Source organism: Streptomyces rishiriensis (assembly GCF_003112535.1).
Classification (GTDB): Bacteria; Actinomycetota; Actinomycetes; order Streptomycetales; family Streptomycetaceae; genus Streptomyces; species Streptomyces rishiriensis.
On record NZ_BEWA01000017.1, the window covers coordinates 322,021 to 338,294 of the forward strand.

The window sequence follows — 16,274 nt, forward strand, 5'->3', positions numbered from 1 at the left end:
GCATGTTCGCGCGTTCGCTCCGGTCCAACCGGGACTTCTCCGTATTCTGGGCGGTCCAGGCCCTGTCCGAGGTCGGCAACGCCTTCTCTCTGGTCGCACTGCCGCTGCTGGTGCTGCACACCACCGGGTCGGCGGCGCAGATGGGGTTGCTCACGGCCGTCGCGGGCGCCACCGCGCTGCTCACCGGTCTGGTGGGCGGCTCCTGGGCCGACCGCTTCGACCGGCGGCGTCTGCTGATGCTCTGCGACGGCGCCCGGCTGGTGCTGTACGGCGCGATCCCGGTCTGCTGGGCCCTGAACCCGCAGATCTGGCTGCTGTACGTGGTCATGGCGCTGGCCTCGGTCTTCGAGACGTTGTTCCGGATCACCTATGTCACCGCCGTGGCGAACCTCGTCGACAAGGAGCAGATCGTCGCGGCGAACGGCCGGCTGGAGGCGACGAACGCGATCGCGTACATCGCCGGCCCTGCCCTGGCCGGAGTGGTGGCCGGATTCTTCGGTCCGACGGCAGCCGTCGCCATCAACGCGGGCAGCTTCGGGATCTCCCTGGTGGGCCTGGCGTTCATCAGGCTCAGGCCCACCGCGCCGCCGCCGGCGGCGGACGAGGCCGGGAGCGGGGCAGCCCGGGCACACGACCCGCGCTCCGGCTTCCGGGTCGGCGCCGCCTTCCTGTGGCACACGCCGGTGCTGCGGGCGCTCACCGTGCTGCTGACCGTCACCACCTTCCTCAGCCTGGGCATGACCGACGTGTTCATCTACCACCTGCGGAACGGTCTGGGGCAGGACGAACGCACCGTGGGCTACGTCCTCGCACTGGCCGGGTTCGGCACCTGCGTCGCCGCCGCCGCGACCGCCAGGCTGCGCCGCTCCTGGGGCTTCGGCCGCTGTTGGCTCGGCGCGATGAGTCTGTGCTCGGTGTCGGTGCTCGTGCTGGGCGGCACCGGACACGTGTCCGTGGCGGCCGTGACCATCTGTCTGTACTCCTTCGGCATGGCACTGGCGGGCGTCTGCTCGATGTCCCTGCGGCAGCAGGTCACGCCGGACCATCTGCTCGGCCGGGTCACCTCCGCGTTCTGGACGATCCACGGCAGCCTCGCGCCCCTCGGCGCGGCCCTGCTCACCGCCCTGGTCGGCCGGCTGGGGACGCGCGGGCCGCTGACCGCGGTGGCCGTCGTCTTCCTGGTCGTGGTCGTGGCCGCCGCCTTCACTTCCATTCGACAGCGCCACCCGGAGCAGACCGCCGGACGGCTCCCGCAGACGCGGCCCACCGACGCGCCGCCACCACGAGAGGAGAGTCACGGGGATGACGCCGAAGCCCGACGATGACGACCGGCTGTACAAAGTCGTGGTCAACCACGAGGAGCAGTACTCCGTCTGGCCCGCCGACCGGGACAACCCGGCCGGATGGTCGGACGCGGGCAAGTCCGGCCCGAAGTCCGACTGCCTCGCTCATATCGAGGACGTGTGGACCGACATGCGTCCGCTCAGCCTCCGCCGCCGCCTGCGGGCGGGCGAACGGGACTCTCAGGACTCACGGGATTCACAGGACTCACGGGACTTACAGGACGGCTGGGGCGGACCGGTGGCCGAGAGCGCCGACCGGGCGGGCTGACTCCCGGTCCGTCACCCACCCGCCGCACCGCGAACCAGGGAAGGCCATCGTGCACGACGACCTGGAAACACGACCGACGGCCCGCTCGGCGGGAGCCCCCCGGCTGCGGCTCTCCGACGGCCAGGAAAGACTCTGGTACCTGGAGCAGATCGCCGTCGCCGCCCCGGTCCACCACGTGTCCGCCGCCACTCTCGTCGAGGGCCCGCTGGACGCCGGTCGGCTGACGTCCGCACTGCGGGCCTGTGTCGCCCGCCACGACCTGCTCCGCAGTACCTTCGAGGATCGCGGGAACGGACCGCGTCGTACCGTCCGCGCCACGGCCGACGTTCCGCTGCGGCGTCTGGACGTCGACGGCGGATCCGCCCCGGGGACGGACGCCGGGGACGGATCCGTGGCCGAGGCGGAACTGCGCCGTGTGCTCGCGGAGGAGAGCGCCCGGCCCTTCGCTCTCGACCGGGCGCCGGCGCTGCGTGCCACCCTGGTGCGCAGCGGCGCGGAGCGGCACGTGCTGCTGCTCACGGCGCACCGCATCGTCGCCGACCGGGCCTCTCTCACCGTGCTCGAGCGTGAACTGGCCTGCGAGTACGCGGCATCGGGCGAGGACCTGGCCCGGATGCCCCCCTCGACCGCGCACCGGCCCGCCTCGGACCCGCTCGCCTCGGACCCGCTCGCCTCGGAGCCGCTCGCCTCGGAGCCGGCAGCCCCGGACGAGGGGCTGCTGTACTGGAAGCGGCGGCTGGCGGGTCTTCCGCCGCTCGACCTGCCGTTCGACCGGACCCGGCCGAGGACACCGACCCACCGGGCGACGGGCCGTGAGCTGCTCCTCGACGACCGACACGCCGAGGCCCTGAAGAGACTCGCCCGCGAGGAGGGCGTACCGGCGTGGACGGTGCCGGCGGTCGCCTTCACCATGCTGCTGGCGCGCTGGACGGGTCGGTACGACGTGGTGTCAGGCATCCCTGTGGACCGTCGTCCGCCGGCCGTCGCGCGGACGGCGTTCGGGCCGTACGAGGATCTGCTCCTGCTGCGGGTCGACCTGACGGGCCGTCCCTCCCTGCGCGAAGCGGTCCGGCGCTTCGCACACGCCCGGGACGAGGCGGAGCGGCACGCCGACGTCCCCTTCGGCCGGCTCGTTCGACTCATGGGCCAGGAGCGGGACTTGAGCCGCCACCCGCTCTGTCAGGCGGTCTTCGCCGTGGCGGGGGCGCGGCGTACCGGCTTCACCGCGGCGGGGCTCAGCACGTCCGCGCTCACCCTCGACGACGCGACCGTCCCCTATGACCTCCAGTGCACGGTGACCGAGGACGATGGGCGCGGCGGCCTCGGGGCCGAGCTGCGCCTCGCGTCCGACCTGTGGCTGCCGGAGTCGGCCGACCGTATGGCGACCGCCTTGCGCGCGCTGCTCATCGCCCTCGCCGAGACCCCCGACCGGCGGATCGCGGAGATTCCGGTGCTGTCGCCCGAGGACCGGGCCCGGATCGACGCCTGGAACGCCACCGACCGTCCCCTGCCCGAACCGGCCACCGTGGACGGCCTGTTCCTCGCATGGGCGGACCGCGTCCCGCAAGCCGTCGCCCTCACCGACCGCACCGGAACCTGGACGTACGCGCGGCTGCGGGTGCGGGCCGAGCGGGTCGGACGGGCCCTGATCGCGGCGGGCGTCACGCCGGACTCCGTCGTCGCCCTGCCCATGCGACGCTCCGCCGACCTGGTCACGGGCATGCTCGGCGTGCTTCTGGCCGGTGGCGCACCCCTCGTCCTCGACCCCGGCCACCCCGTGGAACGACTGCGGTTCATGGCCGAGGACGTCGAGATCTCGGCCGTCCTCGGCAACGCCGAACCCCCCGCCTGGCTGCACGGCCTGGGCGTACCCGTGCTGCGGCTCACCGACGCGGAGCACGACGGCACCGGCGCGGGCGACCCGCAGCGCCAGGAGCCGGCGTCGGCCGACCGGGAACCCGGCACGCGTCCGGCGTCGGCCGACCGGGGAGCCGGCACGCCTGCCGCACCCGAGCCCGCGCTCGCGCCGGCCGTCGCCACCGGCCCGGAGCGGCAGGGGCCCCCGGCAGCGGGTCCCGCACATGACAGGCCTGCGGCGGCCGGCCCGGCGCACGTCGCGCGTTGCCCCGTCGGTCCCCTTCCGTGGTCCCGCTCCCACCCCGTCGGGCTGGCGGCCGTGGTGTACACCTCCGGGTCGACCGGGCGGCCCAAAGCCGTCGGCATACCCCATCGGGCCGTCGTGCGGCTGACCACCGCGACCGACTACGTGTCCGTCGGCCCCGGCGACGTCCTGCTGCACCTCGGCGACCCGGCCTTCGACATCACCGCCTTCGAGGTGTGGGGGGCGCTGTGCAACGGCGCCCGGGTGGACGTGCTGCCCGGCGACGAACCCCTCGGGCCCGACGAGGTGCTGGCCGCGCTGCGTGAGCTGCGGCCGACGATCGTCGCTCTCACCGGCACCCTCTTCAACCGGGTGACCGACATCGACCCGAGGGCCTTCGGCGGACTGCGCCACCTCTTCGTCGTCGGAGAGGTGATGGACCCCCGGCGCACGCGCGCGGTGCTGCGCGGAGGCGCGCCGCCCGGTCACCTGCACAACGGGTACGGCCCGAGCGAGAACGCGACGTTTTCCACGACCCACCGGGTGGACCGGCTGCCCGAGGACGCCCCGAGCGTGCCCATCGGCTCCGCCCTCACCAACACCACGCTGCACGTGCTGGACCAGGAGCTGGGGCCCGTGCCGATCGGGGTGACCGGCGAGTTGTACGTCGGCGGGCTGGGGCTCGCCCGGGGTTATCTGGGCCGCCCGGGCCGCACCGCGGAGCGCTTCCTGCCGGATCCGTTCGCCCCCGGGCCGGGGGCGCTGATGTACCGCACCGGCGACCTGGTGCGAAGGCTCCCGGACGGGGCGCTGGACTTCCTCGGCCGGGCCGATCAGCAGGTGAAGATCCGCGGCTACCGCATCGAGCCGGGGGAGATCGAGGCGGCGCTGCTGGCCCGCGACGACGTGCGCGAATGCGTCGTGCGGGCGGTCGACGTCGCCGGGGACCGGCGGCTGGTCGCCTACGTCGTCCCCGGGCCGGGGCATCGGCCGTCCCCGCCGGAGCTGCTGGGCGGGCTGCGGGACCGGCTCCCCTCGCACATGGTGCCCGGGCACGTCCTCCTGCTCGACGAGCTGCCCACGACGCCCAGCGGCAAGATCGACGGACGGGCGCTGCCCGGCATCGCCGAGGACGCGGCCGGCCCGCCCGACGCCGGAACCGTGCCGCCGAGGACGGCGACGGAGCGGGCGCTGTGGGAGATCTGGGCGGATGCCCTGCGCGTGCGGTCCTTCGGGGTGCACGACAGCTTCTTCCTCGTCGGCGGTCACTCGCTGCTGGCCTCGGTGGTGCGCACCGCGGTCCGCGAACGGCTCGGGGTGGCCCTGCCGTTGCGCACCCTGTTCGACGTGCCGACCCTGGCCGGCCTCGCCGTCGAGGTCGAGGGGGCCGCCGGCGAGGCGGCGGCCGTACCGGCGACCGCGAGAACGGACGACGACCCGGAACAACTCGACGGCCTGGTCGCCGAACTGGAGCGGCTCGCCGAGTCCCGGCGCGCCGAGGGACGAGCGGGGGGAACCGCATGACGCACACCACGAAGACGGCCGACGCGACAGAAGCGGAACTGCGCGCCAGGATCGAACGCCTCCCCGCCGGGCAGCGGGCCCTGCTGCGCCAGCGTCTGTGGGAGAAGGGCGTGCCGACCGGGCTGCCCGCCCTGGACGACGACGGGGAGGCCCCCGCGTCCTTCACCCAGCGCCGGATGGCGTTCCTGTCCGGGCTGGATCCGGACAGCCCGGCCTACCACAGCCCCGTCGTGCACCGTCTCACCGGACCGCTGGACGACACCGCCCTCGAAGCCGCGCTCAACGACCTGCTGCGCCACCATGCCGTCCTGCGCACCGTCCTTCCGGTCCGGGACGGCCGTACCGTGCAGCGGGTCCTGCCGCACCGGCATCGCGCGCTGCCCGTCGTCGACCTGACCGCGCTGCCGGGGCACGACCGGCAGGCGGAGGCCGAGCGACTCGCGCGGGCGGACGCCGAGGAGCGGTTCGACCTGGCCGCGGGACCGCTGGTGCGGTTCCGGCTGCTCCGCCTCGCCGCCGACGACGCGGTCCTGGTGCTCACCTTCCACCACGCGGTCGTCGACGGCTGGTCGCTGGGCGTCCTGCTGAGCGATCTGGGCACCGCGTACGGGGCGCGCCTGGACGGACGGACGCCCGAACCGCCCGACCACACGGTGCAGTACGCCGAGTACGCCCGCTGGCAGCACGAGTGGGCCGAAGGCGCCGAGGCCGCCGGCCAGTTGGACTACTGGGAACGCAGGCTGGCCGGCGCCCCGGACCCGATGCCGCTGCCCGCCGACCGCCCCCGCCCCGAACACCCCGAGGGGCGCGCCGAGTCCACGGTCTTCACCGTTCCCGCGCCCGTGACCGACGCGTTGCGGAAGGTCTCGGCGCGCACCGGCAGCACCCTGTTCATGGTGCTGCTCGCGGCGTTCCAGATCGTCCTCGCCCGGTACGGCGGCCACGACGACGTCGTCGTCGGCACCCCTGTCGCCAACCGGCGCTATCGCGGCTTCCACGATCTGGTCGGCTTCTTCGCCAACTCGGTCCCGCTGCGCTCGCGGGTCGCACCGCAGGCGTCCTTCGAGGACTTCCTCGCCGAGGTCCGCACGACGTGCCTGGAGGCGTACGAGAACCAGGACGTTCCCCTCGACCTGATCGCCCGGCGACTGCACCCGGAGCGCAGCCCCGGCCGGAACCCGGTCTACCAGGTCAACTTCACCCTGCACAACACGCCGCCGCGTCCGGTTCGCGCCCTGCCGGGCGGGATCGGTCTGATTCCCCTGGACCACCTGGACCACGGCGCCGCCCGCTTCGACCTCGACCTGAACGTCTGGGAGACCGACGCCGGACTGGAGGTCCGGCTCATCCACGCCACGGACCTGTTCGACACGGCGACCGGTGAGCGGCTCGCGGGCTCGCTGGGCGTCCTGCTCGACGCCGTGGCCGCCGCCCCCGGCACACGGATCGGTGAACTGCCGCTGCTGACGGCCGTGGAGAGCGAGCGGGTCCTGCGCGAGGGGCACGGCGCAGCCGCCGAACGCCCCGAGGACGCGCGCGTGGACCGGCTCTTCGCCGAGCGGACGCGCATCGCGCCCGACGCGGTGGCCGTGTCGGCGCCGGGCCGCGCCGACCTGACCTTCGGGGAACTCGACCGCCGCGCCAACGGCTTCGCCCACCGGCTGCGCGGCCTCGGCGCCGGTCCCGGCCGCGTGGTCGCGGTGCTGCTGCCCCGCACGCCCGAGGCGCTGGTCGCGCTGCTCGCCGTACTGAAGAGCGGCGCCGCGTACGTCGCGCTCGACCCGGCCTATCCGAAGGCTCGGCGCGACTTCATGCTGCACGACAGCGGGGCCGTGCTGCTGGTCACCGGCGCACGACCGGGGGACCCGGGGGCCCCGGCCGTGTCGGCCGTCCCGGCCGTCCCGGACATTCCGACCGCCGTGGACATCGTGACCGTCGTGGCGGACCCCGACCGGGTGGCCGAGGAGGCGACCGGGGCCCCGCCGGAGAGCGACGGCGGGCCCGACGACCTGATGTACCTGATGTACACCTCCGGCTCCACCGGTGGGCCCAAGGGGGCCATGCTCTCCCACCGCCAGGTCGCCAACTACCTGCTGTGGGCGGTGGAGACGTACCTGCCGCCGGGGGCGGACGGAGCCGTCCCCGTGCACTCCTCGCTCTCCTTCGACCTGACCGTGACGAGCCTCTTCGCCCCCCTGCTGGCCGGCCGGCGCCTGCTGCTCGCCGACGACTCCGGCACACCCGGCGAGGCTCTGCGCGCCTCGGCCGAGGCGGACTCCGGTCTCGCCTTCGTCAAGCTCACCCCCTCGCACCTGAAGATGCTGGAGGGCTCCCCGGCCCCCGCGCGCGCCGGGGCGTGGACCCGCACCCTGGTCGTCGGCGGCGAGGAACTGCACGAGGAGCGGCTCGCGGTCTGGCGCACGGGGGCCGGAGCGCCCCGGATCGTCAACGAGTACGGTCCGACGGAGACCGCCGTGGCCTGCGCCGCCTACGACAGCGCGCGCCCGGTCGGCGGCTTCGGCCGGGTGCCGATCGGCAGGCCCGTGCACCACGTGCGGCTGTACGTGCTCGACGAGGCGATGAACCCGGTGCCGCCGGGCGCGCCCGGAGAGCTGTACGTCGGCGGGGCGGGCGTCTGCCACGGCTACTGGAACCGCTCCGCCCTGACGGCGGAGCGCTTCGTTCCCGACCCCTTCGGCCGCGAGCCGGGCGGACGCCTGTACCGGACCGGTGACCGGGTGCGCCGGACGGCCGGCGGGGACCTCGAATACCTGGGCCGCCTCGACGACCAGGTGAAGATCCGTGGTCACCGGGTAGAGCCGCAGGAGGTGGCCGCCACGCTGGCCCGGGATCCGGCGGTCCGGGAGGCCGCCGTGATCGCGCACGGCCCCACCCCCGAGTCCCGGCGGCTGGTCGCCTTCGTCAGCCCCGACCCCGACGCCGGCGCACCGTCGGACGCAGCGGCCGAGACGGACTGGGTGAGCCGCTGGCGCACGCTGTACGAGGACACTTACGGCCGCGCGGAGCGCCCCGCCGACCCGTCGTTCGACCTGGCCGGCTGGAACAGCAGCTACACCGGCGAGCCGATCGAGGCCGAAGCGATGCGCGAGTGGCTCGACGCCACGGTCGGCCGCATACGCGCGCTGCGGCCGAACAGAGCCCTGGAGATCGGCTGCGGCACCGGCCTGATCCTCGCCCGAGTCGCCCCCGACTGCGACTTCTACCAGGGCGTCGACCTGTCCGAGCAGGTCGTCGAACGCCTGCGGCGTGACATCGGCGGCGCGGACGCCCCCGCCCGGATCGGACTGCGGGCCGGCCCCGCGCATCTCGCGATCCGGCCGGGCGAGACGTACGACACCGTGATCCTGAACTCCGTGATCCAGTACTTCCCGTCCGTGGACTACCTGTTGGCGGTCCTGGAGCGGGCGATCGACGCGCTGCCCGCCGGCGGTCACGTGTTCCTCGGCGACGTACGCAACCTCGCCCTCCTGGAAGCCTTCCACGCCTCCGTCGCCGCCCACCGGGCGAAGCCGGGCACGCCCGACGCCGTCCTGCGCGCCGAGACCGCCTGGCGCGTGGAGACCGAGAACGAACTCTGCCTCGATCCCCGCTTCTTCGGCGCACTGGCCGCACGATGGCCGCGGGTCGGCTCGGCAAGGGTCCTGCCGAAACGGGGAACGGCCGACAACGAACTGACCCGGTACCGCTACGACGTCGTCCTCACCGTCACCGGCGAGCGCACGGCGGACGACGGCGCGGGGACAGGGGCGGGCGGGGCGCCGCCGGAGCGGGACTGGCAGGCGGAGGGCCTGGACTCCGACGGCCTGGACGAGCTGCTCGGCGCACAACGCCCCGACCGGCTCGTGCTGCGCGGCATCCCCGACGCCCGGTTGGCGGGGGACCTGCGGCTGCTGGCCCGGCTCTCCGGCGCGGCGCCGGACGCCGTACGGCCGGGCGTCGCCCCGGACGAGCTGTGCCGCCTGGCCGGACGCCACGGGTACGAAGCCGAACCGAGCTGGGCCGAGGGACGGCCCGACGGCTCCTACGACCTGCTGCTGCACCGCCGGGGAACGCCGCCGGCGGCGCTCCCGCCGGTCGTCACCGCCACGGAGCCGCACCATCTCGCCACCGCACCGCTGTGGCGCCCCGCGGCTCTCGCCGCGCTGCCCGGCATCGAGTCCCGGCTCGCCGAACGCCTGCCCGGCCCCCTTCTGCCGGCCCGCTACGTCGTGCTGCGCCGGATCCCGCTCAACGCCAACGGCAAGGTCGACCGTGCCGCGCTCACGGACCTGTCGCTGACGACCGAGAACGAGGACGGCGAGGACCGCGAGGCGCGGCCGGAGGCCGAACTCACCGCCACGCAACGGCGGATGGCCGCCATCTGGAGCGAACTGCTCGGCCGCGACGGCATCCGTGCCGAGGACGACTTCTTCGACCTCGGCGGGCACTCCCTGCTCACCTTCCGGCTCGTGTTCCGGCTGCGGGAGGAGTTCGAGGTGGAGGTGCCGATCCGCGGCCCGTTCGACGCCTCGACACTCGGCGCGCTGGCCGACCTCGTCGACGGCCTGGTCGCCGCGAAGAACCGGCCCGTGCTGCCCGCGCTGGCCCCCGCCGAACGGGACGCGACGGTGCCGGCCTCCTTCGCCCAGGAACGGCTGTGGTTCCTCCACCAGATGGATTCGGGCACCGCCCAGTACAACTTCCCGGTCCTCGTCCGGCTGACGGGCGAACTCGACGTGGACCTGCTGCGCCGGGCGGTGGGGGAGATCGTACGGCGGCACGAGGTGCTCAGGACCGTGATCACCGCCCGGGAGGGGCAGCCGTTCCAGACCGTACTGCCGGCAGGGCCGCCCGCGCTCCCGCTCACCGACCTGACCTCCCACCCGCCGGAGCAACGGGAAGCGCAGGCGCGGCGGCTGGCCAGGGAGCAGTACGCCGAGCCCTTCGACCTGGCCACCGGGCCCGTACTGCGGGCCGGGCTGCTCCGGCTGGACACGGCGGACCACGTGCTGCTGTTGGCGGCCCATCATGTGACGGTGGACGGCTGGTCGGCCGCCGTCCTGCTGGACGAACTGGCCGAGCTGTACACGGCGGGCCGCGAGCACCGGCCGCCCCGCCTGCCCGAACTGCCGGTGCAGTACGCGGACTACGCGCTCTGGCAGCGGCGGCTCGCCGAGGCCGGCCACTTCGACCGCCTGGTGGAGCACTGGACGGCGCGCCTGAGGGGCATCCTCGACCTGCCCGGGCTGCCCCTGGACCGGCCGCGCCCGGCACACCCAGAGAACCGGGGCGAAAGCCTGCGCTTCCGGATCCCGGCCCCGACGGCGGACGGGATCCGCGCGCTGTGCCGGGTGGAGGACGGCACCCTGTTCATGGCGCTGCTCGCCGCCCTGTACGCGGTGGTGAACCGGAGGACCGGAGAGACCGATCTCGTGGTGGGCTCGGACGTCGCCGGCCGCTCCGACAGCAGGACCGAACCGCTGATCGGCTTCTTCGTCAACCAGATCGTGCTGCGCGCCGACCTCACCGGCGCCCCCACCTGGCGCGAACTGCTGGGCCGCACCAAGGACGTGGCACTGGACGCCTATGCCCACCAGGACCTGCCGTTCGAGGAGGTCGTCAAGGCCCTCAGCCCGCCCCGCACCCGCAACCAGAGCCCGCTGTTCCAGATCAAGCTCGTGCTCAACAGCAACCGGCGGGCGGCCGACGCCATGGCCGGCCTGCGACTGAGCCCGTTCACGGTGGACCTCATCGACACCAGCCGTTTCGACGTCACCCTCGTCCTGGAGGAGGACGACGACGGGGTCGCCGGGTTCCTCAACTACGACCCCGACCTCTTCGACGCGTCGACCATGGCGGAACTGCGCGAGCAGTACCTCGCGCTGGTCGCGGACATGGCCGCCCGGCCGGACGCCTCGATCGCCGAGGCGCCCCTGCCCACGACGGCTCCCACGGCCCGTTCCTCCGGGCCGGGGCGGGCCCGGCGGCGCGGCCCCGGCGCCCTGCGCGGGATCAAGCCCACCAAGGTCACCGTGGCCTCGGACGACGTGGTCGTACGCGAGCCGCTGCGGGAGGGCGCCGACCTGCCGCTCGTGCTGCGCCCGGCAAGCGCCGACGTCGACCTGGTGGCCTGGGCCCGCGAGCACCGTGCCCGGCTCGACACGGAGTTGGAACGGCACGGGGCCCTGCTGTTCCGGGGCTTCGCCGTCACGGACCCGGACGCCCTGGAACGCTTCGCCTCCGTCTTCGTCGACGACCTCTTCGGTGAGAACGGCGAGCACCCGCGCGCCGCACTCGGCGGCAACGTCTACACGCCGGTGTTCTTCCCGCCGGAGGAGAAACTGCTCTGGCACAACGAGAACTCCTTCAACGACGAGGGGCCGACCCGCATCTGGTTCGCCTGCGCCCGCCCGGCCGACTCCGGCGGCGAGACACCCGTGGTCGACAGCCGCGCCGTCCACCGAAGGATGGACCCGGCGCTGCGAGAGGAGTTCACCGCCAAGGGAGTCATGTACGTCCGCAACTACGGCACCGGGCTCGGCCTCGACTGGCGGGACGTCTTCCGGACCGGGGACCGGGCCGAGGCCGAGGCCCGCTGCGCCCGACAAGGGCTGCGCCACGAGTGGCACGGCGACCGGCTGCGCACCACCGCCGTACGGCCCGCCGTGCTGCGCCATCCGCGCACCGGCGAGTGGTCCTGGTTCAACCAGGCACAGCACTGGCACACCGCCTGCCTCTCCGCGGAGGTGCGGGAGTCGCTGCTGTCCACCATGGCCGCGGAGGAACTCCCGCGCAGCTGCCGGTTCGGCGACGGCACCGAGATACCCGACGAGGCGATGCACGAGATCCTGCGGGTCTACCAGGAGCTGGAGGTGTCCTTCCCCTGGGAGCGCGGTGACGTGATGCTGCTGGACAACATCCTCGCCGCGCACGCCCGCAACCCCTTCCGCGGCGAGCGCGAACTCCTCGTCGCCATGGGCGACATGGTGAGGTACCAGTGACGGCGGAGGCGGAGCAGGCGCGGCAGGTGGAGGGGTTCCGGCTGTCGTTCCGGCAGCGACGGCTCTGGGAGCTCGCCGCACGCGGGCCCTCCTGGGCTCAGGTGCTCGTCACACTCGACGGCGAACTGGACACGGACCGGCTCAGGGCCGCGTTGCACGACACGGTGGCCCGGCACGAGATTCTCCGCTCGGCCTACCGGCAGGTGCCGGGCGCCCGCACCGCCCTCCTCGTCGTCCACGACGCGGACGGTCCGGGCCCACGCTGGTCCCAGGAGGAGCTGGGGCATCTCGACGAGACGGCGCGCCGCCGCAGGATCGACGAGGAGGTTCGCGCCCGGCGGCAGCTGCCGCACGGCGGCCCGGACGACCCGGTGCTGCGGGCCGCCCTCTTCGCCCTCGGCCCCGGCCGGCACGCCCTGCTGCTCACCACCACCGCCCTGGCCGCGGACGGCCGCACGCTGCGGCTGCTCGTCGACGAGCTGGCCGAGCGGTACGCGGGCACACCGCCCACCGACGAGGTGCTGCAGTACAGCCAGTTCACCGAGTGGCAGCACCAGGAGTACGGCGAGGAACCACCGCATCCGGCGCCGGGCGGCCCCGCTCCACGGCTGTCCCTGCCGCTGCGCCGGCCTGCGGGCTCCGGCCGGCCGGAGCGCCGTACCGTCACCGCGCCCCTGCCGGACGCCGTCACGCGGGCCGTCCTCGACTACGCGCGGCGGCGGCGCGTGCGGCCGGGCGCTGTGCTGCTCGCCTGCTGGCAGACGCTCCTGTCCAGGATCGGCGGACAGCGTGACATCACCGTCGACGCGCTGATCGGTGGCCGGTATTTCGAGGAGACGGCCACCGCCGTCGGCCACTTCGCCCAGTGGGCGCCGATCACCGCGCGGATCGACGCCGGTCTGGTCCTCGACGCCCTCGCCGCCCGCGCGGAACGCGCCCTGTCCGACGCCGAGGAGGCCCAGCAGGACGACCCGTCCTGCGGCCCCCCGGAGCAGGCGGGCCGCGACATCGGTTTCGTCTGCGTGGACGCCCCGGCCCCGCGGCGCGCTGGCGGCGTCACCTTCGCCGTGGCCTGGGACGACGTCGAGACCGAGTCCCACGCCCTGCGGCTGACCTGCGCCCTGGGCACGACGGAAGGCCGCACGACCTGGCACTACGACGGCCGACAGTTCGACGACGCCTACGTCCGGGCGCTGGCCGACCAGTACGCCGTTCTGCTCGCCGCCCTGCCGGCCGCTCCCGCCACCCCCGTGCGCGAGGCGCGCCTGCCTTCCGCGGCGGGCGCCGGCCAACTGCGGGGCCGCCTCCAGGAACCGGCGGACGGCCGGTGTCTGCACGGCCTCGTCGAGCGGCAGGCCCGACGGTCCCCGGACGCCCTCGCCGTCGTGGCCGGAACCGAACGGCTGACCTTCCGGGAACTCGACACGCAGGCGGACCGGTGGAGCGGCGTGCTGCGCGCCCGGGGCGTCCGCGTCGAAACCCCGGTGGCGGTGCGGGCGGCCCCCTCGGCCGCGCTGGTCGTGGCCCTGCTGGCCGTGCTCAAGGCCGGAGGGACGTATGTGCCGCTCGATCCGCTGCTCCCGCCCCTGCGGACCCGGGAACTGCTGGAGCGGGCCGGATGCCGCACCCTGCTCACCGACCGTCCGGACGAGGCGGTCGCGGCCGAGGGAGTCGCCTGCCTCGACCTGCGCGAACAGCCCCCCGCCGACACGGACCCGGACGCCGGACCCGGAGGGCCGTGCGAGGCGGGCCCGGACCACCTCGCGTACATCATGTTCACCTCCGGCTCCTCCGGGACGCCGAAGGGGGTGATGCTGCCCCACCGGGCCGTGTGCGACTACCTGCTGTGGAGCGCGCGGACCTACGTCGCTTCAGATGACGTTCGCGACGGCGCAGAAGACCGCGACCAGGGCTACGGCGCGGACGGCCGGGGCCGCGACGAGGGCGGCCGGGGCGGCATGGGCGGGGCGATGGCGCATTCCTCGATCGGCTTCGACCTCACCGTGACGAGTCTGTTCCTGCCGCTCGTCACCGGTCGCCCGGTGTTCCTCGACCCCGCCTGGCGGGACGCCCTCGCCCTGTCCGCGGACCTGGCCGACCGGACCGGCCTCGACCTGCTCAAGCTGACCCCGTCGCACCTGAAGGTGGTCAACCGGTGCCTGGAACCAGACGACTTCACCGGGATCACCGGTTCCCTCGTCCTCGGCGGGGAGGCCCTGGACAGGAGCGCGGTCGACCTCTGGACGGCACATGCCCCGGAGACGAGGATCTTCAACGAGTACGGGCCGACCGAGACCGCCGTCGGCGTGTGCGTGCACGAGGTGGGCGCCCACGACGGCCCCGGCCCCGTCCCCATCGGACGGCCCATGGACCACGCCGAGGTCCTCGTCCTGGACGACGACCTCACCCCCGTTCCGGTGGGCGTGCCGGGTGAGATCTACATAGGCGGCACGAGCCTCGCCCGCGGATATCTGGGCGCGCCGGCCGCCACCGCCGAACGGTTCGTACCGCACCCCTTCTCACCGGAGCCCGGCCGGCGTCTCTACCGCTCCGGCGACCTCGCCTGCGTCGGTCCGGACGGCCTGGTCCGATACCTGGGGCGGGTGGACGATCAGATCAAGGTCAACGGGGTACGGGCGGAGCCCGAGGAGATCCGGGCCGCGCTGCTGCGGCACCCCGGTGTGCGGGACGCCGCCGTCGTCCTGGTCGCCGACGCGGAATCCGGCGACCAGCTGGCCGCCTGTGTCGTCGCCGACGACGTCCGCACCACGACGGCGCAGGCCCTGCGCGCCCATCTGGCCGAGCGGCTGCCGGCCCAGCTGGTGCCGACCACGTATGCGAGGACCGAGGCGATACCCCTCACATCGAACGGCAAGGTGGACCAGGCCGCGGTGCGCTCCCTCGCCACGGCCGGCGGATCCGGGTCGCCGCTCCCGTCGGCGGGCGGGGCCGCGACACCGCCGGCCGACCTGGTGGAAGCCGCCGTGGCCCGGGTCTTCGAGAAGCTGCTCGGCGTGGCCCCCGTCGGCGCGGACGACGACTTCTTCGCACTCGGCGGCCATTCCCTGCTCGCCGTACGGCTGATCGCACGCCTCAACGCGGAGTTCCACGCCGAGCTCCCGGTGCCCGTGCTTTTCTCGGAACCGGAGGCGGGGCCGGGTCCAGATGCGGATCATGAGGTGGGGCGGACCGGAAGGGCGGCCACGCCGAAGCACCTGGCCCGCCTGCTCAAGGCGCGCAACGCCGGCCCGCACGCCCTTCCGGACGACATCGTGGCACTGAGGCCCCGGGGCGAGGGCGCCCCGCTGTTCTGCGTCCACCCGGCAGGGGGTGAGGCCACCGGCTTCCGCCATCTCGCTGCCTGCCCCGAGCTGCGCGGCCCGCTGTACGCGCTCCAGACACCGGCGGACGGCGCCGACCACGAGGACCGGCAGGAGGACCTGAGCGTCGAGGCGCTGGCCGCCCGCTATCTGGCGGCCGTACGCGCGGTGGCCCCGACCGGCCCGTACCTGCTGCTCGGCTGGTCCATGGGCGGCCTGGTCGCCTTCGAAATGGCCCGGCTGCTCGAACTGCGGGGTGAGCGCGCGGAGATGGTCTTTCTCGTCGAAAGCTACCTCACCGCGCAGCACCCGGAGTCCGACGGGGACGACGACGACCGGGACGCGGCGGGAACCGCAGCGGCGGCGCAGGACCTGAGCGCCGCCGAGTCGCTCCGGCTGGACCTCCGGCGGCGCACCAACCGCGCCCATCTGCGGGCCGCCCGGGCCTACCGCCCGTCGCGGTACGCCGGCCCGGTCGCCCTCGTTCAGGCCGACGAACAGGACGGGGACCTCCGGCGCGCCGCGATCCGCCGCTGGTCCCGTGTCTGTGCTCCCGCCCGGCTGACCCACCACGTCCTGGAAGGAGACCACCTCACCCTGTTCGAGCCACCGTACGTCTCCGAACTCGCCCGACTGATCGACCGGACGACTCAGCCCACCGGTGGCGGTGGGCGTCGACGAGGACGGGGGCGGGGGTGAAGGTCACGGCAGGTTCCC

At 74.2% G+C, this 16,274-nt stretch carries 5 protein-coding genes; all 5 read left to right on the forward strand.

The window, feature by feature from the left end:
* The first annotated feature begins 2 nt into the window (after positions 1 to 2).
* Genes Sri02f_RS29305 through Sri02f_RS29320 form a run of 5 tightly spaced genes read left to right on the forward strand, consistent with a single transcriptional unit; the run spans position 3 to position 16,256 of the window.
* A complete protein-coding gene (locus Sri02f_RS29305) occupies positions 3 to 1,325 on the forward strand; it encodes an MFS transporter (protein ID WP_109004329.1) in 1,323 nt (440 codons plus the stop codon).
* Positions 1,303 to 1,611: an MbtH family protein gene (locus tag Sri02f_RS41385; protein ID WP_159106796.1), complete on the forward strand. Its 309-nt coding sequence runs from the start codon at positions 1,303 to 1,305 to the stop codon at positions 1,609 to 1,611. The genes Sri02f_RS29305 and Sri02f_RS41385 overlap by 23 nt, the downstream gene beginning before the upstream one ends.
* Before the next feature lie 49 nt (positions 1,612 to 1,660).
* Positions 1,661 to 5,236, forward strand: coding sequence for a non-ribosomal peptide synthetase (locus Sri02f_RS29310; protein ID WP_159106797.1), 3,576 nt, complete (start codon positions 1,661 to 1,663; stop codon positions 5,234 to 5,236).
* Positions 5,233 to 12,237, forward strand: a complete 7,005-nt coding sequence (locus Sri02f_RS29315; protein ID WP_109004331.1) for a non-ribosomal peptide synthetase — start codon at positions 5,233 to 5,235, stop codon at positions 12,235 to 12,237. The genes Sri02f_RS29310 and Sri02f_RS29315 overlap by 4 nt, the downstream gene beginning before the upstream one ends.
* Positions 12,234 to 16,256: a non-ribosomal peptide synthetase gene (locus Sri02f_RS29320; RefSeq protein WP_109004332.1), complete on the forward strand. Its 4,023-nt coding sequence runs from the start codon at positions 12,234 to 12,236 to the stop codon at positions 16,254 to 16,256. Before Sri02f_RS29315 ends, Sri02f_RS29320 begins: the two co-directional genes overlap by 4 nt.
* Positions 16,257 to 16,274: the final 18 nt, after the last annotated feature.

Coding starts and splice junctions, on each gene's coding strand:
- Sri02f_RS29315 (WP_109004331.1), top strand. CDS start 5,233: ATGACGCACACCACGAAGACGGCCGACGCGACAGAAGCGGAACTGCGC.
- Sri02f_RS41385 (WP_159106796.1), top strand. CDS start 1,303: ATGACGCCGAAGCCCGACGATGACGACCGGCTGTACAAAGTCGTGGTC.
- Sri02f_RS29305 (WP_109004329.1), top strand. CDS start 3: ATGTTCGCGCGTTCGCTCCGGTCCAACCGGGACTTCTCCGTATTCTGG.